The 17,184-nt window shown below is 61.2% G+C and carries 18 protein-coding genes and 1 pseudogene; 7 read left to right on the plus strand and 12 right to left on the minus strand.

Going from position 1 to position 17,184, the window contains the following annotated elements:
* The 8 genes from FHT98_RS00005 to FHT98_RS00040 form a co-directional block, all read right to left on the minus strand.
* Positions 1-796 (minus strand): 3'-5' exonuclease (locus tag FHT98_RS00005; protein ID WP_248309106.1); only part of this gene is annotated, 796 nt, incomplete at its 3' end.
* Positions 797-892: 96 nt separating this feature from the next.
* Positions 893-1,276, minus strand: a complete 384-nt coding sequence (locus FHT98_RS00010) for a metallophosphoesterase family protein (RefSeq protein ID WP_091862396.1) — start codon at positions 1,274-1,276, stop codon at positions 893-895.
* Positions 1,269-1,799, minus strand: coding sequence for a metallophosphoesterase (locus FHT98_RS26770; protein ID WP_425284634.1), 531 nt, complete (start codon positions 1,797-1,799; stop codon positions 1,269-1,271). Before FHT98_RS26770 ends, FHT98_RS00010 begins: the two co-directional genes overlap by 8 nt.
* Positions 1,753-2,010 carry a hypothetical protein gene (locus tag FHT98_RS00020; protein WP_091862402.1) on the minus strand — a complete coding sequence of 86 codons (258 nt, stop codon included), beginning with the start codon at positions 2,008-2,010 and terminating at the stop codon, positions 1,753-1,755. The genes FHT98_RS26770 and FHT98_RS00020 overlap by 47 nt, the downstream gene beginning before the upstream one ends.
* Positions 2,011-2,340: 330 nt before the next feature.
* The gene (locus FHT98_RS00025; RefSeq protein ID WP_113584185.1) at positions 2,341-2,637 is read right to left on the minus strand and encodes a SemiSWEET family sugar transporter; all 297 of its coding nucleotides are present in this window, start codon (positions 2,635-2,637) and stop codon (positions 2,341-2,343) included.
* 9 nt (positions 2,638-2,646) lie between these two features.
* A complete protein-coding gene (locus FHT98_RS00030) occupies positions 2,647-2,892 on the minus strand; it encodes a hypothetical protein (RefSeq protein ID WP_091862408.1) in 246 nt (81 codons plus the stop codon).
* A 303-nt stretch (positions 2,893-3,195) separates the two neighbouring features.
* Positions 3,196-3,381: a hypothetical protein gene (locus FHT98_RS00035; protein ID WP_091862412.1), complete on the minus strand. Its 186-nt coding sequence runs from the start codon at positions 3,379-3,381 to the stop codon at positions 3,196-3,198.
* Between the two features lie 384 nt (positions 3,382-3,765).
* A complete protein-coding gene (locus FHT98_RS00040; protein ID WP_113584187.1) occupies positions 3,766-5,418 on the minus strand; it encodes a M20/M25/M40 family metallo-hydrolase in 1,653 nt (550 codons plus the stop codon).
* Positions 5,419-5,549: 131 nt separating this feature from the next.
* Here FHT98_RS00040 and FHT98_RS00045 point away from each other — a divergent pair, with 131 nt between their 5' ends.
* From FHT98_RS00045 to FHT98_RS26580, 3 genes are all read left to right on the plus strand, one after another.
* Positions 5,550-5,966, plus strand: a complete 417-nt coding sequence (locus tag FHT98_RS00045; protein WP_091862419.1) for an Lrp/AsnC family transcriptional regulator — start codon at positions 5,550-5,552, stop codon at positions 5,964-5,966.
* A 223-nt stretch (positions 5,967-6,189) separates the two neighbouring features.
* Positions 6,190-7,359 (plus strand): MFS transporter, encoded by a 1,170-nt coding sequence (locus tag FHT98_RS00050; protein ID WP_210184345.1) that lies wholly within the window; start codon positions 6,190-6,192, stop codon positions 7,357-7,359.
* 111 nt (positions 7,360-7,470) lie between these two features.
* Positions 7,471-7,596, plus strand: a complete 126-nt coding sequence (locus FHT98_RS26580) for a hypothetical protein (RefSeq protein ID WP_280140842.1) — start codon at positions 7,471-7,473, stop codon at positions 7,594-7,596.
* Positions 7,597-7,599: 3 nt separating this feature from the next.
* Here the strand turns inward: FHT98_RS26580 and FHT98_RS26320 are convergent.
* Positions 7,600-8,271 (minus strand): annotated as a pseudogene (locus tag FHT98_RS26320) (cysteine desulfurase family protein).
* 468 nt (positions 8,272-8,739) lie between these two features.
* Between FHT98_RS26320 and FHT98_RS00060 the strand changes: the two are divergent.
* A complete protein-coding gene (locus FHT98_RS00060; protein WP_185745034.1) occupies positions 8,740-9,753 on the plus strand; it encodes a L,D-transpeptidase in 1,014 nt (337 codons plus the stop codon).
* A gap of 173 nt (positions 9,754-9,926) precedes the next feature.
* Here the strand turns inward: FHT98_RS00060 and FHT98_RS00065 are convergent, their stop codons facing one another.
* Positions 9,927-10,760 (minus strand): transglutaminase-like domain-containing protein, encoded by an 834-nt coding sequence (locus FHT98_RS00065; RefSeq protein WP_113584188.1) that lies wholly within the window; start codon positions 10,758-10,760, stop codon positions 9,927-9,929.
* Between FHT98_RS00065 and FHT98_RS00070 the strand changes: the two genes are divergently transcribed.
* Entirely contained in the window at positions 10,759-10,995 is a 237-nt protein-coding gene (locus FHT98_RS00070) for a hypothetical protein (RefSeq protein ID WP_139163632.1), read from the plus strand. The genes FHT98_RS00065 and FHT98_RS00070 overlap by 2 nt on opposite strands.
* Positions 10,996-11,065: 70 nt before the next feature.
* Here FHT98_RS00070 and FHT98_RS00075 read toward each other — a convergent pair whose 3' ends face one another.
* Positions 11,066-11,410: a DUF2958 domain-containing protein gene (locus tag FHT98_RS00075; RefSeq protein ID WP_113584189.1), complete on the minus strand. Its 345-nt coding sequence runs from the start codon at positions 11,408-11,410 to the stop codon at positions 11,066-11,068.
* Between the two features lie 86 nt (positions 11,411-11,496).
* A complete protein-coding gene (locus FHT98_RS00080; protein ID WP_091862437.1) occupies positions 11,497-11,907 on the minus strand; it encodes a Ros/MucR family transcriptional regulator in 411 nt (136 codons plus the stop codon).
* Positions 11,908-12,274: 367 nt separating this feature from the next.
* Between FHT98_RS00080 and FHT98_RS00085 the strand changes: the two genes are divergently transcribed.
* The gene (locus FHT98_RS00085; RefSeq protein WP_113584190.1) at positions 12,275-13,552 is read left to right on the plus strand and encodes a metallophosphoesterase family protein; all 1,278 of its coding nucleotides are present in this window, start codon (positions 12,275-12,277) and stop codon (positions 13,550-13,552) included.
* A complete protein-coding gene (locus tag FHT98_RS00090) occupies positions 13,552-17,016 on the plus strand; it encodes an AAA family ATPase (protein WP_113584191.1) in 3,465 nt (1,154 codons plus the stop codon). Before FHT98_RS00085 ends, FHT98_RS00090 begins: the two co-directional genes overlap by 1 nt.
* Positions 17,017-17,184: the final 168 nt, after the last annotated feature.

Consider the following 17,184-nt stretch of genomic DNA (forward strand, 5'->3'; position numbering starts at 1 on the left):
TCCGCTCGCTTGAACGCAAGAGCTGCGAGAATGGTGGCGCGCCACCCTCCCCGGCCGGCCTCGCCAGTACCTCTAAAAGCGCATTGCAATCATCCGTCGCGCGGTGGCCTTCGTGGAACAGGCCAGATTGGCCAACGAGGTATCCGAGCTTGTTGCCTTCGAAGCCTAAATCCGCCCACGGAATTTCTTTGACGGAACATGCCCAGGCCTTCGAGGCAAAAGTCGGCGAGAGCTTTTCGCAGAATGGCCGGTCGAAAGCGGCGTTATGGGCGATAACGAGATCTGCAGGCTCGATAAGAGCATCCAGCGCTGCAACATCGATCTCAAGACCGGCGACCATCTCGTCGGTGATGCCCGTCAGCCGGATAATCTCCGCTGGGATCGGATCCGAGGGCTGACGCAGGCCGCTATAGATTCCCACGACGTCGCCGACCGCTCCCTCGTCGTCGTAAGTGAAGGCGACAGCTCCAATTTCGATGATCTCGTCCTTGGCGTGATTGAGCCCTGTCGTCTCCGTGTCCACCAAAACTGCAAGGTTCGGAAATGCGCTCTCCGCTCGCGGGATGATCGAACGCGGCACGAGCTTGCGCAGGATTCTATAGCGCCCGCCCTGCTCCAGCCGTTGTGCGGCCTCCTCGTCATCCCAGCCGGGCGGAGTGGACGGACTTTCCGACTTCCGCTTGCGCGGCGTAGCTCTCGGCGTTTGCCGATAGCCAGGCGCATCGTCGAACAAGTCAAACTGGCTGGAAATGCTCTTCAAGGCTGAGCCCTTGCTGCCATCGTCATTACGGACCAACCTCCATTCCCGGGAGGCGTCGTCTCGATCCCAGCGAACGACCGTGCTCCTCGCGCCCGTCGCATTGAGCGACGGGATACCTCCAGATGCTTCGAGTTACTGCTGGGGCGCAAGCCAGGACAGATCATCCAGCAACGTCCCATCCCCGCGGTTGCGTTCCACAGGATCGACCTTGACGATCGATCGGCCTTCCCCATCGGTCTGGAAGAACGACAGCTCTTGTCTCGCCTGATCGATTACAAGGACCGACAATCGTCCCGTCCAGCAGGCGCCCGTGTCCATAGATATCCGATTCTCTGTGATCACGGGTCGAGGAGGATCCATGACCGAGTGGCCGTGAACGACGACCCGAGGCAGCTTGCCGCAATGATTGAGAAACGGCTCCCGGATCCACATCAGGTCCTCAGGCGACTGCGCCTTGAGGGCGACGCCCGGTCTAATGCCCGCATGCGCGAAAAGAAACGGGCCCTCCTCAATCATGAATGTGGAGCCGCGAAGAAGGTCGAAATGGCCGGGATGCCGGCTCAGGATGAACCGACGTGCAGTCGATGTTGAGGTCGCAGTAGGAATCTATGGTTTCCCTGCCGCCGTCATGAAACCACGTGCGGAGCTGGCGCCGGTCATTCTCCAGGAATCGGAGAAACCAGTCGTCGTGATTTCCACGCAGGAAAACCGAAGCAGGATGGTCGGTCAGGGCACGACCGACAATCTCAAGACCTCCCTTCGCATCTCGACCACGGTCGACAAGATCGTCGAGGAAGATGATCCGCGGCGTGCCGCCCATGCGAGCCGCATCCTTCTCACAGAATGTGATGGCTGTCTGAAGGAGGTCAGAGCGACCGTGGACATCGCCTATCGCGTAGGTGAGAAGCATGCATACCCACCCATTTCGCAATCCAAGGCGGCGAGCCCGCCGGCCGTCTCGTGACGCACGTTGAAGCAGACGATGGGATCGCTCACGGTCGCGTCGACGAACTGCATCCGTGTTCGCCCCACATCTCATCGGTTTCGCGCTTGTGATCGCCGAGCGCAAACGGCCCTGCCGCCTGCACCATCGCGAGGGATTTAGACATTCGATCGCGCATCGACAGACTGCTCTGGGCAGTTTCGTGCTCGCTCGCAGATTTGTTTGCCTCGCCTTTCGAGGTCCCGGAAAAACTGACGGGTTCCCCGGTCAGCTTATCGACCTCCGGATTCTTGATATGATCAGTCATGGAGGACGTCCTTCAGCAGGGTCCAAACCAAGGATCGCTTCCTCAATTCGGCACGGCTAATCGGCTTTTCGCCGGTATCGTTCCAAAGCGCGACGAACGAGATCTGCCTCATCCAACGCGATACGAGCTAGACAAGCCACAATATCGGCAAGGCGCTCCCGTTCGAGCTCCTGATCCGCGTCAGGAACGCTAGGTCGGATTTCGTTCCAGACTGTATCGAGAGCACCCTGGGCACGGGCGACATCGACCGGATCACTCAGAGACGAAAACGGCATGATCGAACAATCATAGGCACTGCCCACGGCACGACCCAGCGAATTCCGGCGCTGCTCAAGCAGCAGGATCGATCGTTTCGGCCACTGCCTCCTTCTTCGGGCGCGGCAGGAGCGTCATGATCAGGATGAAGGCGGAGAGGACGAAACAAATGCTGTTGGTGACGATCAACGGCCATTGGCCCAAGCCGAGGCCGTAGGCGGTCCAAAGCGCAGAGCCGGTGACGGTGAGACTGTAGGTCAGCGGAGAGATCGCTTTCGTATCGCGCGTCCTGACGATCCGCCACGCCTGAGGCACGAAGCAGATTGTGGAGCACAGTGCGGCCAGAGTGCCGGCGACAGCGACCCAGTTCATCGCAGAAACCTATTTCGACAAACGACGGACGTTCGCCCGCACCTTGCGTCGATAGCCGCGGGCGATGCCGACAGGCCCGGTCCCCGTCGCCGCCATTATAGCAGCTGTCTGAGCAGCCGTGATCTTTTCCTTCACCATCAACTTGGCTTCGCGCTCGCCGGCTGAGCCGCCAGCGGCGACCTTCATGCTTCTGAGCCAAATGGCCTGTTGCGACTCGAATGCCAGCATCGACATTTCAAGGAAGAGCTTAAGCATCTGACGCCTTTCGGCCTGCGGAGTTCTGTCGCTTTGTGTTCGGTCGCGCGCGCCGAGAGGCGGGTCTTGCGCGTGCGGCTGTCGGCTTTGCGCGGCGTTTGGGGGTAACGTCCTTTGCCGCCATGGCCCGCGCGTCCTGGTTCAGGCGATAAAGCCCGTAGCCGATCGCTCCCGCAATAATGACTGGCGTCGGGAGCCGGGTGGCCAGCAAGGTCAGAGGAACTGCAAACCGTTCCGGGATTTCACCCTGCTCGACATTCCGGGCAATCCAGGCGCCCGCCAAGCTGGAAAATGCAGCCCTGATCATTTCTGCTCCTCGGCTCCACCGGGTGTGATAGGCACTTGCTCGGCCACCGGATCGCTCGCGGAAAAGGTATCCTTGAGCGCCCTTTCGAGCTTCTGATCGGGGGTCAGCTCGCGCTCCTCCTTGCGTTGGGTCTTCTGTTCCTGCCGGAGGCTTTCGACCGCCGGGCTTCGTTCGTTCGCCATGCATTCCTCCATCGGCCTTCCCGCGAGGCTGAGGTTGAACGTCCGCGGACGCGAGCTCGTTCCCGGCGGCGGCGCTCACTGGCTGCTAAAATCTTGCGGGAACCGAAGTGGCGCTTATCTCGTTGTCAGCGCGGCATCCTCGGATGCCTGCCTGCTCTCCGGTTGGATGCGTCGCCGCGGATGTAACGGCCGCAACCGACAGGAGGGCATAGCCAGTTTCCCGGCGATGGCCGGAGCCGCCTAGTCCTGACAGAAGTCAGAGGCCCGCCACTTTCCAAGTGGCGGGCTTATTATTTGATCCGGCTCGCAAAGCCACGCCTTCAAGACCCGAGGCTGTGACTCCTTCGGTGATCACTTCGAACTTTTGCAGCGTGTGTCCAACCATTAGCCCAAGAAGCGGCTGACAATCTGGCGAAGAAACCTCGGCAGATCCTCGAAGGCGTAAGGTGCATGCACCCGCTCGAGCCTTTGATGGAATTCGCGCCCCCAAGGTCCGATATTCACCACCGGAAACGAAAGTGCATCGGTCCGCACATCATCGATGAGTTCCCTGGCTGGCGTATTGCCCGCGATCAGCGCGCGGTCGGTATCGAGCGGGCGATGTCCGAAGAAGCTCATGTCGGAGATGCCGGTGAAGAATTCTCGGTACTTGATCGCTGGGTGACCGCTCTCCTCCTGTGTCAGTCGCGCCGCTTCGATCGCAGCAGCAAACTCAGGATGCCCGCTCAACCTGGAAATGTGGGTCGAAGGATACACGAGGCTACTCAGGCCATAGACGACGGCGGGGCCAATCAAGCCGGCTTCTGTCACCATGGCACTGACGACTGCACGGGTTTGAGCCAGGGGATCATCGGCGTTGCGCCATTTCCTCCCGACCTCATTCAACCGCGTGATGGCTTCCGTCCCGCCGACGTATTGGACGCGATCCCGCAGTTCCGCAGCCGAGATGACCGCAACGTCCGGCGCCGCGGCCGTCTGCTTCGTTCCCAGCATCGTACCATAGGTGCGTGCTCGCCGATTGAAGGTCTCGATGGCCTCGGCGGCCGCGGTGCGGACTACTTGCTCGAAGAGGCCGAGAAGGTCCGTCGCCGCCCAATGATGCGAAAGCCAGTTGAAGCCGAGCCAGACTCGTTCCGGTGTGGTCACCTCGTAGCCACCGCGTAGATCCTTGGCCTCGAGACAGATCGGCGGCGGTGAAATCTCGCCCCCGGCCGTGTCGCAAAGCTCCGGATTCGCCTCAACCGCCCTGGTGATCTCGGACGCGATCAACTGGGCACTGACGCCTTCGAACGGATAGCTCGCATGCGAGGAATGTCCGATGACCAGAGCGAACGGAAGCGCCTTGCCGATCGTGCCGCGATAGATCGCGCGGCCTTCCTCGCCGTCTCCCTGGTCGCTCGTTGCATCCAGATTGATCCCCGCCTGGATATCCAGCCCGAACTCGTTCGCGAACGTCGGAAGAGCATCTCGAAGACTGCGCATCCCTCGCGAGCCACGCTCCTCGTCGGGCGTCGCAATGAGAATGAGATTGCCTAGCCGGTCCGGCTGGGCCGCGAAGGCTTCCAGTACCGCAATGCCCGCCGCGATCCCGCTCTTCATGTCGAGCAAGCCGCGCCCGGGCAGGAATTCGCCGCTCCTAAGGTCCTCCAGGGCGCGTTGCTCCGTGGTGTTCAAAGGCCTGCTCTCGAGATCGGCGATCAGGGCCGCCAGCAGCTCGTCGGGTTTGAACGCAAGGGGAGCGAGCTCCCGATAGTTATCGATCGACACGACATCATAATGCCCGGCCAATGCCAGCGCCCGGGCTCCCTGCCCACGCACGAGAGCTATCACGCTCTGGGTCATTGGATCGCCATGACTATCTACGAGGCGAACCTGATCCGGGTGGGTGCGGAAGTACGGCATTTCGCGCAGAAGTCCCGCGAGCTTCGCTCCGAACTCTGCTTCACCAGGCGTGCCGGTTTCGCTTCCCCAGCCTACCAGGCGGCAGGCTAGCTCACGAACGCGAGGACCGAACTCCAGCTTTCGTCGTTGTTCCATCGGAACGCTCCGGATGCATTGCGGGCACGCCCAACATATGCGACCGACAGGTGAGCAGAAACGTCACATCCACACGCTTTGGGCGTGATGTTGTCTTTATCGTCAGCACTTCTGCCAGAATGAGCAATCCAATGGACGATCTCGATCACCGCTTGATTGCGGAGCTGCGCGTGAATGCCCGCGCCACGGTTCCGACATTAGCCAAGCTCCTTGGTGTCGCACGGGGCACGGTCCAGACCCGGATGGATCGGTTGATCGCCAACGGAACGATTGCCGGGTTCACGGTTCGGCTAAAGGATCATGCTGCCACTGATCGGATCCGCGGCATCATGATGATCGAGCTGGAAGGGCGGCATGTGAAAAGCACGGTAGTCGCGCTCAGGCGGAATCCGGGATTTGCCGGACTTCACACCACTAATGGGCTCTGGGACCTCATCGCCGAAATCGAGGTCTTGGACATGGCCGAGTTCAATCGGCTGGTGAGCGGCATCCGAATCATGGACGGCATCTCGAAGTCAGAAACGCACATTCTTCTGGGTCCGGCGTAAGAACCCTGTCAGCGGGCCTCGCGAGCAGCGAACGCGAGCGCCCTTCATTGGTATCGCTTCAGAAGTTCGAGAACATGCCGCGGCGTCGCGCCCATTACGCACGCCTGCGAACGGCGATAGCGTGTGCCGCTCCGCTGGCAGCCGCTGCGGCAACCTGCCCCCTTCTGACGAGGAAGTTTTGATCGCGATGGGCCCTCAGACCCGCCTATTGGCGCAGATCTCCGTGGCACATCTGATCAGCCACTTCCACTTCATGACGGTCCCTGCCCTGCTTCCCGTGCTCCCCAACGCGATGAAGGTCAGCTTCGTCGATCTCGGGATCGCGCTCGGCGTCTTCAACGTCGTCTCGGCCTTGTGTCAGGCCCCACTGGGCTTCGCCGTCGATCGCTTCGGAGCGCGGCGGGTGCTGATGTTCGGCCTGGCATTAGGAAGCTCCGGATTCGCGCTGGTGGCTGCCATCCCGACCTACACCGGGCTTCTTATGGGGATGGCGATCGCGGGGGTTGCCAATGGCGTCTATCACCCCGCTGACTATGCGCTCCTGTCGCAGAACATGGATGCCCGGAGAATGGGACGGGCCTTCTCCATCCACACCTTCGCCGGCTTCCTCGGCGGAGCGATCACACCGCCGATCATCCTCGGCATGGCCCTAGCATTCGATCTGCGATGGGCCTTCGCGACCGCCGCTGTTGTAGGCGTCATCACATTGACCTTCGTTTCGCTCGGAAGCAGAGGGATGCCCGCGGCTGGGCAGGCGGCCCATGCTGGCGAGCATTCGACCGATACACGGCAACCTGTTCGAGCCGCCCGCGCGACCATTCTGGTGCTCACACTCCTGTTTATGATGCTGAGCCTCAGCACCGGAGCGATCGAGCGTTTCTCGGTGACAGCCCTGGTTCAAGGCTTCCAGGTACCTCTCTCGGTTGCCAACATCGCCCTGACCTCGTTCCTGTTCGCCAGCGCTTTCGGCGTGCTCGCCGGAGGCGTTCTGGCCGACCGCACCTCACGCCACGGCTTCGTGGCGGCGATTGCCTTCGCGCTGGCTGCGCTATTGGTCACGATGGTGATCCTGGTTCGCCTGCCGCCACCAATTTTGATCCTGACGCTCGGTGCCACAGGCTTCCTGACGGGGGTCGTCGCACCTTCCCGGGACATGCTGGTCCGTGCCGCGTCGCCCGCCGGTCAGGAGGGCAAGACCTTCGGATTCGTGTCGACGGGTCTCAATATCGGCGGCGTGATCGGGCCCATCCTCTACGGCCTTCTGCTGGATAACGGTCTGGCAACCAGCGTCCTGTGGGCCTCGGTCGGTTTCATGATCGTGACCACAGCGATAGTGATCGCTCAAGAACTCCATCGCTATGATCGCCGGCGCGAAGCCATTTCGTCGCCTTAAGCCTGCAACCGCTATTCGCGCCGACCACCGCATTGCGGACCATTTCAATACAAATAAATCCGACTCACCGATCAATCCGGACGGCACCCCTTACTGGGCGGGCGAATTTCGATGGCCTTCGATCAGCGCGGCTGCGGCGGCATCTACCTGCACGGCATCGGTAGAACGGCCAAGCGAAAGCCTGACGGCACCGAGCGCCTCGCCCAGGGAGATGCCGAGCGCGAGGATGATCGCTGAGGGTTACGAGCTTCCGGCATGGCAGGCGGAACCGGTCGAGGCTGCGATCGCCGGCGTCGCTTCGAGGAGGTTGTTGCCGACCGCTCCTGGGAAGAGCACGTTCAGGGTATTCGGCAAGGTAAGCTCCCCACCCAATCGCCTCAGACGCGGCACGCCCCCAACAAGCGCTTGCCATAGCCGTTCCTTCGACGCGGCGATCCGCGTCGAATCCTCCGTCAACTGCTCCCGGGCGATGCGGCAGGCTCGTCCAAGCCCGACGATATAGGGAACGTTCTCCGTCCCGGGCCGACGGCCACCCTCCTGCCCTGCTCCGTCGAGCACGCTCGGGATGGCGTGTCCCCGTCGGAGGTAGAGGACTCCGATGCCCTTCGGCGCGTAGAGCTTGTGTCCGGCGAGCGTCAGCGCATCGATGCCCCAGGCGGCCACGTCGACCGGAACCTTGCCGAGCGATTGCGAGGTATCGACATGGATCGGAGCCCCAACCGAGCGCGCCGCCTCGGCGAGTTCCGCTACCGGTTCGAGCGTCCCGATCTCGTTCTAAGCATGAATAATCGTGACCAGCGCGGTTTCGTCATCGATGGCTGCGCGGGCCGCGGCCAGGTCGACGACGCCGTCGTCGTCAACGCCGATGCGACTGACGGCGAAGCCTTCCCGTTCGAGCCGGCGACACGACATCTCGGTCGCTGGGTGCTCAACCTTGCTGGTGACGATCCGCCTGCGGCTGACCGGAGCCACCGCAGCGAAGCCGCGGACGCGTGGTTGCTCGCTTCGGTCCCGCCACCGTTGAAGATGATCTCCTCCGGCTTCGCACCGATCAGCTTCGCGACTTCGGCTCGGGCTTTCTCGATCGCAGAGCGAGCCGCACGCCCCAGCGGCGTGGTCGATTAGGCATTGCCGAACTGCTCGCGCAGGAAGGGGAGCATCGCATCGAGCACCTCGGGATCCACCGGTGTGGTGCCATTGTAATCGAGATAGATCGGGCGATCAGGAGCGGACATAGGCTTCGGATCCTTGGGAGCGTGCTTCGCCAACCTAACAGCTTCTCGCGAGCGGGGGGATGATCGCCAGTCATCGCCACCAATCCCATCGCGTGTCGCGGAACTCCGCGATGAAACATCGCGTTGCCGCTGCATGAAGCGAGCAATGGTGATGTCGGTGCCGCGAGCCACTTTCGAGCTGCTTAAGACCTTCCAGGTAGCCCTAGTGTGTGGATGCGCCTTGCTGGCACCGGCAGTCGCAAATGCCCTGACTGCCGACGAGGTTAACCGTTCTGGCCGCCCTCCCGCCACGAAAAGCAAGGTGACGCGCCCCAGCGCGTCGATCGTCAAGGCTCAGGTCCTACTGGCGCGTCAAGGGGTCTCTCCCGGGGAGATCGACGGGCTGGACGGCGACAACTATCGGAAAGCCATCGACCAGTTCCGCCGTCGTGAAAATCTCGGAATTGGCGAGATCATCGACGCACCGACCTGGCAGGCGCTCAAAGGGGATGGCAGCGCGGACATCGTCTCGGACTACGAGATGACGAATGAGGATATCAAGACCCGGTTCGTCAGGCGCATTCCTCGCGATTACGCCCGTCAGGCCCGAATGAAACGGCTCGGCTACAGGAACGCGCAGGAGATGTTCGCTGAACGCTTTCACATGAGCGAGGGCCTTCTCAGGGTACTCAACCCGCGAATGCACTATCGGAAGCGGGAGGAAACGCTGCACGTCGTCTCGGTCGGACGAACCCTTCCTTCAGACGAAGCCCGAACGGTCGAGGCCGACAAGACGAACGGAATCGTTCGCGCGCTGGATGCGACCGGAAAGGTGATCGCGCTCTATCCAGCCACCATCGGCAGCGAGGACACTCCGTCGCCGGACGGCGAATATCAGGTGATCCGCGTAGTCAAGAATCCGACCTATCACTATGATCCAGTGAAGAATTTTCAGCAGGGCAAGAACAAGCGCCGGATGGTGCTCCCCAGGGGCGCCAACAACCCGGTGGGGACTATCTGGATTGAACTATCGAAGCCGACCTTCGGCATCCATGGTACGCCGGAGCCCTCGCGGATCAGCAAGGCGTCGTCGCATGGCTGTGTCCGGCTCACCAATTGGGACGCTGAGGAATTGGCGCGGATCGTCAGGCCCGGCACGACCGTCCGCTTCCTGCAATAGGCGACCGTTGCGGCCGCTGGTTTGAATTGGCCCCCGGACAGGAGCCGCCCTCGTCTTCCGAAAATGACGAAGGGTGCTCGCAGAATTTCGTGATATCGACACCCGTCAAAGGCCTGTCGCTTCCGAGCCGGCGGGCGATCTATTTGATCCTTCCGCCCCGCCAATGACAGTCTTCAGGACTCCGAGGCTGCGACCTCTTCAGTGATCACTTCGAACTTTTGCAGGATGTGCGGCCCGAAACTGTGGATCATCGGAATGTCAGCCGCATCTCGCCCACGCGCCACGAGAACGCGACCGATGCGAGGCACGTTGTGCCGGGCATCGAATATGTACCATTGGCCGCCGAGATAGGCTTCGAACCAGGCGTTGTAATCCATCGGCGCGGGATCCGGCGGCACGCCGATATCGCCCAGGAAACCGTTGCAGTACCGCGCCGGGATGTTCATCGCGCGGCACAGCGCGATCGCGAGATGCGTGAAGTCGCGGCATACGCCGACGCCTTCGTTCATGGCTTGCGCGGCGGTACGGGTGGCACGGGCGAACTGGTAGTCGAACCGGATCTGGGCGTTGACGTAGTTGCAGATTTGCTGAACGCGATTCCAGCCTGGAGCATAAGTGCCGAACAGGCTCCATGCGGTCGCAGAGAGTTCGTCGACCTCGCAGTAGCGGCTGGAGAGTGTGTATTCGATCACGTCCGGCGGGAGGTCGGCTGGCCAGATTTCCGGGGCGCTCTTGTCCCATTGGTCCGGCTGACCGCTGTCTCGGACGAGCATGTCATTGCTGAAGGCAGCCCCGCCCGCCGGCACGACCACCCGGCGGCACAGATTGCCGAAGCCATCGGTGTATTCGGACGCTGCAAGCGGGCAGCCATCGCTCAGAGAGGTGATGCTGGGATTTGGCCCCTCAATAATGTCTCCGGCTCGGCTGGGATGGGGATCGAGTAGGAATAATACCGGGGTTGGCTGAACGGTGGTGATCTCGATCCAGTAGCCGAGGCGGATTTCCATGAGGGCTCTTTCGCAAGTGACGCTCGAGCGCAACCGGCGAATTCAGGCGTCTGTTCCCGATCGTCTTGATGAGATTTTGCGCAGCTGGGAGCAGGATCGCAGCGACGCGGCTTCCACCGATGCCACCGCGGACTGCGGCGAAAGGATCACTGAAATAGAATCCTTTCTTGCGTCGCGCTCGGCGCTACAACCCCATCTCAATCTTCCCGACAGTGACGGGTGCCCGCCGCCGTAATGCAGGATTGAGGTGTCAGACCGCTGCACCTCGCAGCGGCAGTAGCCGTCACACCTCGCAATTGCTCCATCTAGGCGACGAACCTTCCAGCAATTGCCGCGTCGCTGGCATATTCATTGAGCGTCCGATTGGGACGAAAGAAGCGGTCGACTTCAATCCTGAGGCCCCCGATCCCTACCTCAGCAGCGAGCTCGCTGAGAACGATCATGCCCACCTCCGGCTCTCCGTCGTCGAGGTCTGCAAGCCCGAACAGGATGTCGTTGTCATCGGGGCTCATCTCAGAGACGAGCCAGGTGCGCCGATCCCATGGGCAGAAAAGCTTCAGCACTGGGAGCGGGTCGATATGCTGATCGATCTTCGCCAAGCGGCCGTTCTCGAGAAGCTCGTGTCTTAGATTTTCGGGAATAGCCAACATCAAACGAATTCCAAGGGGCAAGGGAAGACAATTCCGATCGCTGAATCCGCGACTGGGACACTTGTTCAACGTAGTAGACGCGAGTCTCAGTGCTTCCGGCGCTGCTGACCGAGGCCCATCGACTTCGCGAGCTGTGAACGTGCTTCTGCATAGGCCGGGGCGACCATCGGGTAATCGTTCGGCAAGCCCCACTTCGAGCGATATTCCTCCGGTGTCATGTCATAGGCCGTCCGAAGGTGGCGCTTGAGCGATTTGAACTTCTTTCCGTCCTCAAGGCAGATCAGGAAGTCCGCTGTGATCGACTTCTTAATCGACACCGCCGGAGCTTGCTTTTCAGCAGGCGCAGGGCCGACCGGCTCATTGCCCAAGCCCGCTATCGCCGAATGCGTTGTGGCGATCAGCGCGGGAAGGTCCGCGGCCGGCACGCTATTGTTGGATACATAAGCCGAAACGATATGGGCGACGAGATCGATGATTTCGGCATTGGCTTCGGACATCGCATTCTCCCGGCTACGACTTTGCGCAGCAATTAACTCGCTTCAGGGCGCGGTCATTATTGAGCCAGACTGATGAAGTCAAACTTAGGTCGGTGCGGCGATGGCTGCTTATTGGAAATGTGAATCTCCAGGAAGATAAGCCGAAGCCTCTAATTGTGACCATCGCGGCCTCGACACGGCGCAATCGCTCTGAGCCTCCTATCCTGCCAATCCGGTGCGCCGTATGGGTTATAGATGGCCGAGCCCACATATCGGTCCTTCGAACCATTTTGTTGCGGACAAGCCAGAAGGCGCTCCTTCCGCATCGCCCAAGGCGCCGAATATGTTGAGAGTTAGGTAGTTTCGCGCGGACAGGGGCCTAAGCGTCATTTCCAGTTTTCGGTTCGTCCACTGCGCCGATTTGCACATCGACGCCCCGCTGAAGTCGCTGGCGTTGCGCAACCCGGAACTCGCAGAGTTGGTGTCGAGTGCGACACGAACGGCTTTCGTCGCGACGATTGATCTATGCCTCGACGAAAAGGTCGATGCGCTGCTAATCGCGGGCGATCTCTACGACGGCGATCAGACCTCGATGAAGACAGCCGGCTTCATCGCCACGCAACTCCGCAGGCTTGATGAAGCTGGAATTCGGACGTTCGGGATTCGCGGCAATCACGACGCCGAGTCTCGGATCACCAAGGAACTCGTCTTTCCCGAAAGCGTCACGTTTTTTAAAGGTTCCGCTGCCGCTATTCCCCTGCCCGGCCTCAACGGTCGCCGAGACGTCGTTGTCCACGGGATCAGCTTCCCGAAGCCGCACGCCCCGGAAAGCCTGCTGCCGAAGTTCAAGCCGCCGGTCGAAGGCGCGACTAATATCGCGCTGCTGCACACGAGCCTTGCTGGCGCCGAGGGTCATGACCGTTATGCCCCGTGCAGCGTAGCGGACCTAGCCGGTGCAGGATTCGATTATTGGGCGCTCGGGCATATCCATAAGCGCCAGGTTCACCTCGATAGGCCAGCGATCGTCATGCCCGGCATCCCGCAGGGCCGGGACATCAATGAGAGCGGCGCCAAATCCGTCACTCTCATTACGATTGGCGACGATGGTGCGATCGCCATAGCAGAGCACCGCACGAGTACCGCTCAGTTCGAGCGTGTTTCGGTAGATCTGTCCGGGATCGAGGACTGGTCAGAAGCTATGCGGGCCATCGGGCGCAGACTGGCCGCGGAGCGGGACAGAACCGCGTCTGAGCACCTCATTGCCCGAATCTCGCTCATCGGCGCCACGTCCCTTAGTTGGCGGCTGCGTCGGGAGGGAGATTTCTTGCGCACCGAAGCCGAACAGCAGGCGGCGATCATCGGGAACACCTGGATCGAGAAGGTCTCCTCTGCCTGCTCGCCTCCGCGCGATGCCGCGATCGACAGCGCCGGCGCAGTCGCCGAGCTGTCGCAACTGATTTCCGAGGATGTCCTGCAATCTGACTCGTACCGGCTCGAAGCCAGCGAGCTGATTTCTGAGCTGCAGGGCGCGCTACCCCGAGAGCTCCACAAAATGTTTGGAAGCGACCCCGCAAGCTTCGAGAAGGCCGTCGCTGAATTATCCCAGGACGGCGCGCTCGACGTCATTGCCCATCTGCATGAAGCAGACCAGGAGCCGCGGATCTGATGCGGATCAGGCGCCTTGATCTCACCCGCTACGGCCGCTTCACCAATCATTCGATCGACTTTGGAGCCCCCGAAGCCGGGAAGCCCGATTTCCATCTGATCGTCGGTGCCAACGAGGCCGGAAAATCGACCCTTACGGCCGCCATCGTTGATCTGCTCTTTGGCATGGGTCAGCGCTCCCCATACGGCTTTCTACACGGCTATGACGGTATGCAGATCGGCGCCGCGCTTGAGCTTCCGAGCGGCGAGCGGGAGGTGGTGCGGGTCAAACGAGGGGCGAGGCTGCGCGATGCGAGCGGGCAAGCCATCGATGAGGGCATCCTGACGGCTGGCCTTTCAGGCATCGACCGCGAAGCCTACCGGATGATGTTCTGCCTTGATGAGGAGACGCTTCGAATGGGTGGCGAGAGCATTCTCGCCAGCCAGGGCGAGCTCGGACAGCTGCTTTTTTCTGCCAGCGCGGGCCTCGCAGCCTTCGGCCAGCGGCTGAGCAAGCTGCAAGAGATAGTGGACGCCTTCCATAAGCCGCGTGGCAGATCGACCGAGCTCTCAGCCTTCAAGGCGAGGCTCGACGAGCTGAAAGCCCGAAAGGAGGCTATCAACGTCCTCGCAACCACCCATGCACAGCTGGTGCTGGATCGCGATGACGCCTCCGCGAAGTATGAGGCAGCGCTGTCCGAACGCAGCAAATCCAAGCTTCGCTTCGACGAGATCAACCGATATCTCGGCGTTCTGCCGGATCTCGTGGCCCTGAAGGGTCTCCGTTTGGACCTGTCAGCCCTAGCAGAGGTACCGCAACCACCAGCCGCCTGGGCCGAAAGACTGCCGGAGCTCATCGGCGCTGAGGGCCGCATCAAGGCAGCTTGTGAGATCGCGTCGGCCAATGTCGATAGAATCCGCCGCGAGCGCGACGGTATCCAGATCGAGCAAGTGCTCATTGACGCCGGGCCGGCAATCGATGCCCTGCGGAACAGCGAGGCGCGGTATGTCGCAGCTCTTGATATCTCAAAGCGAGAATCCGAGCTTGCCGTCATCGAAGGAAATCTGAAGAAAATCTCCGAACGTCTTGATCGTGCAGGAGAATTACCCGCGAAACTGGTGTTACCCGCCACGCTAGTTGGGAAGCTGCGCGGGCTGATCGATCGGCGTTCTGGCCTCCGCGAGAGGCTTCAGGCAGCCTCTCGCGAATGTATTCGAGCAAGCGATGCACTTTCTGCGGCAAAGCAGGTGCTCGCCTCGCTCGACGCCACCGACCAGGATGAAGTGCTCGCGGCGCGGGTTCGGCTGGCGCTCGACCAAGCCCGGGCAAGCGATCATGCTGCTCGCGAGAAGGCTGCCCTCCGCGTTATCATCGGCCTCCAGGACAAACTCAAGGAGCAGCTAAATCAGCTTGGTTCCTGGAACGGTGACCTCGATCAGCTCGCAGCTATGAAAGCCCCGACGACACACCAGATCGAAGACTGGCGCCGCCGAGGCGAAGTGATCCGCCAAGCCAGTGTAAAACACGCTTCCGATATCGAAAGCCTGACCGACCGCATGGTCGAGCTCGCCGCCACCATCACCTCGATCAAGGCGGCGACCGGGCTCGTCGATGATGCGACTGCCCGCACCTCTCGTGTGGATCGCGATGACGCTTGGCGAACACATCGCGAGGTCTTGAGCGAAGCGACTGCCGCTGTATTCGAAGCCGCGTTGAGAAATGATGACGGGATCACGGAAACCAGGCTCAGCCAAACCAGCCTTGCGGCCGATCTGAGGCAGGCCGTCCAGGCGGAGGCAACGACAGCCGCAAAGCTGCGGCGGGCAGAGCAGCTTCATACCGACACGCTGGCGTTGAAGGCAGGTCTGGACGCCGAACTGGCGGCGACCTTCATCGTGATCGGCTTGCCAAGCGACGCGCACGTTGCTGATCTCGAACGACTGCTGATGCGCCGCGCCTCGGCACTGGAGATCAGCGCACAGATCGAGGTAGCTTCAGCCGATCTCCGCACAGCCCAAGAGGATGGCGCCGCGCATGTTGAACGACTGGCGGCAGCTCTGAAATCGATTGGCGTGCTCCCATCCGAGAACGAGTTCGCGAACCTCCTGGTCGGCCTTCAAACAGCGATCGATCGCCGGACGACACTGCGGTCCGAGCTTTCCCACGCTGCAAAATCGCTCGAACAAAGCGTTACTGAGCTCGCCACCAGGCAGAGGGACGTTGCTGAGGCTCAAGCGGCTCAGGATGATTGGCAACAGGAATGGGACGTCACGGTCAAGTCCTGTTGGCTGAGCGAAGTGCCCTCGCCTCTCGGCCCTGACGAAGTCAGTCAGGTCCTCAACGTCCTTGCCGAAATCCCGCCGCTGGAAAGCGAACGCGAAAGCCTCAGCCATCGCATTGCGGCGATGAAGCGGGATCAGGACCAGTTCATCCAGGCTGTAAGCAGCGTTGCCAGCTCCCTCCAGATACCGGCCGACGAAGATGACCCTGTCAAACTCGCTGCGGACTTGCGTCGGCGGCTGGAGACGGCTCGGTCCCACGAGCGCGACCGGCGCAGCAAGACGGCCGAACTCGAGCGAGCGGTGATCGTTAATCGCGACGCGCTGGAAGAGCTCACCCTTCACCGAGCGGATGTCGAAACGCATACCTCGTTTTTCGGCGTCGCGTCGCTTATGGAGGTCAGCGCAAAAATCGACGAGGCCAACCGGCGATCCGAGCTTGAGCGCCAGCTGAAGGTTCTGAGCAGCCGGATCACAGCAGCATGCCGAACGGAAACCTTAGAGGCCGCCGAAGCCATCCTCGCGGAGTTCGAGCAAACTGGTCTGGAGGCGGAGGCGGCTAGTCTCGCAAGTCGGCTCGAGGGGCAAGACCGTGAAGCTCACGAACTCCATGCCCGGCATCTGCAGGCCGATCGTGCACTCGCTGCGATCGGAGGCGACGACGCTGTAGCTCGTCTCGACGAAGAGCGGCGCACCGTCCTGGTCGAGCTCGAAGAAAAGGCCGTCCAATATGCGCGCCTGAAATTGGGCATAGCGGCCGCTCACCAAGCTCTGCAGATCTATCGGGATACCCATCGCACGTCGATGCTGCAGCACGCTTCCGATGCCTATCGGACGATCACGATGAGCGCCTACTCCGGGCTGGCCACACAACCGAATGGCGACAAGGAGATTCTTCTTGGCGTCATGGCCGGCGGCGGGTCAAAGCTCGCGACAGAGATGTCGACTGGCGCGCGGGCTCAGCTCTATTTGGCGCTCCGTATCGCCGGCTATCATGAGTTCGCCAAGACGCGTCCGTCATTGCCGTTCATCGCGGACGACATTCTCGAAACCTTCGATGATTTCCGCTCCGAGGAGGCCTGCCGCCTATTCGGTGGAATGGCAACCAGCGGTCAAGTCATTGTCGCGACGCACCACCACCACCTTATCGATATCGCGCTCCGAGCCTGCTCAGACGTCACGGTGCACCAACTCGTATTCCAATAGGGTTGGGGGCCGAACTTCAGAGCAATCGGCGCCGGTGAGGCAAACCCGAGATCGCCCACCCGAACCTGGCAAAACATTGCTTGCGCTTGGACCGTGCTATCGCGCTGTCGAGCGTAAACTTTCCTCGGAGATCAATGAGGGCCAACGGAAGCCATATCCGACTTCGCC

This window comes from Allobosea sp. AK1, assembly GCF_006714945.1.
Classification (GTDB): Bacteria; Pseudomonadota; Alphaproteobacteria; order Rhizobiales; family Beijerinckiaceae; genus Allobosea; species Allobosea robiniae.

Bases quoted from the DNA above. Each gene is read 5' to 3' on its own strand.
- FHT98_RS00025 (WP_113584185.1), bottom strand. From the start codon at position 2,637: ATGAACTGGGTCGCTGTCGCCGGCACTCTGGCCGCACTGTGCTCCACA.
- FHT98_RS00020 (WP_091862402.1), bottom strand. From the start codon at position 2,010: ATGACTGATCATATCAAGAATCCGGAGGTCGATAAGCTGACCGGGGAA.
- FHT98_RS00090 (WP_113584191.1), top strand. From the start codon at position 13,552: ATGCGGATCAGGCGCCTTGATCTCACCCGCTACGGCCGCTTCACCAAT.
- FHT98_RS00010 (WP_091862396.1), bottom strand. From the start codon at position 1,276: ATGATTGAGGAGGGCCCGTTTCTTTTCGCGCATGCGGGCATTAGACCG.
- FHT98_RS00060 (WP_185745034.1), top strand. From the start codon at position 8,740: ATGGTGATGTCGGTGCCGCGAGCCACTTTCGAGCTGCTTAAGACCTTC.
- FHT98_RS00035 (WP_091862412.1), bottom strand. From the start codon at position 3,381: ATGGCGAACGAACGAAGCCCGGCGGTCGAAAGCCTCCGGCAGGAACAG.
- FHT98_RS00045 (WP_091862419.1), top strand. From the start codon at position 5,550: ATGGACGATCTCGATCACCGCTTGATTGCGGAGCTGCGCGTGAATGCC.
- FHT98_RS00065 (WP_113584188.1), bottom strand. From the start codon at position 10,760: ATGGAAATCCGCCTCGGCTACTGGATCGAGATCACCACCGTTCAGCCA.
- FHT98_RS00030 (WP_091862408.1), bottom strand. From the start codon at position 2,892: ATGCTTAAGCTCTTCCTTGAAATGTCGATGCTGGCATTCGAGTCGCAA.
- FHT98_RS26770 (WP_425284634.1), bottom strand. From the start codon at position 1,799: ATGAGATGTGGGGCGAACACGGATGCAGTTCGTCGACGCGACCGTGAG.
- FHT98_RS00075 (WP_113584189.1), bottom strand. From the start codon at position 11,410: ATGTTGGCTATTCCCGAAAATCTAAGACACGAGCTTCTCGAGAACGGC.
- FHT98_RS00070 (WP_139163632.1), top strand. From the start codon at position 10,759: ATGAGGGCTCTTTCGCAAGTGACGCTCGAGCGCAACCGGCGAATTCAG.
- FHT98_RS00040 (WP_113584187.1), bottom strand. From the start codon at position 5,418: ATGGAACAACGACGAAAGCTGGAGTTCGGTCCTCGCGTTCGTGAGCTA.
- FHT98_RS00080 (WP_091862437.1), bottom strand. From the start codon at position 11,907: ATGTCCGAAGCCAATGCCGAAATCATCGATCTCGTCGCCCATATCGTT.
- FHT98_RS26580 (WP_280140842.1), top strand. From the start codon at position 7,471: ATGGCCTTCGATCAGCGCGGCTGCGGCGGCATCTACCTGCACGGCATC.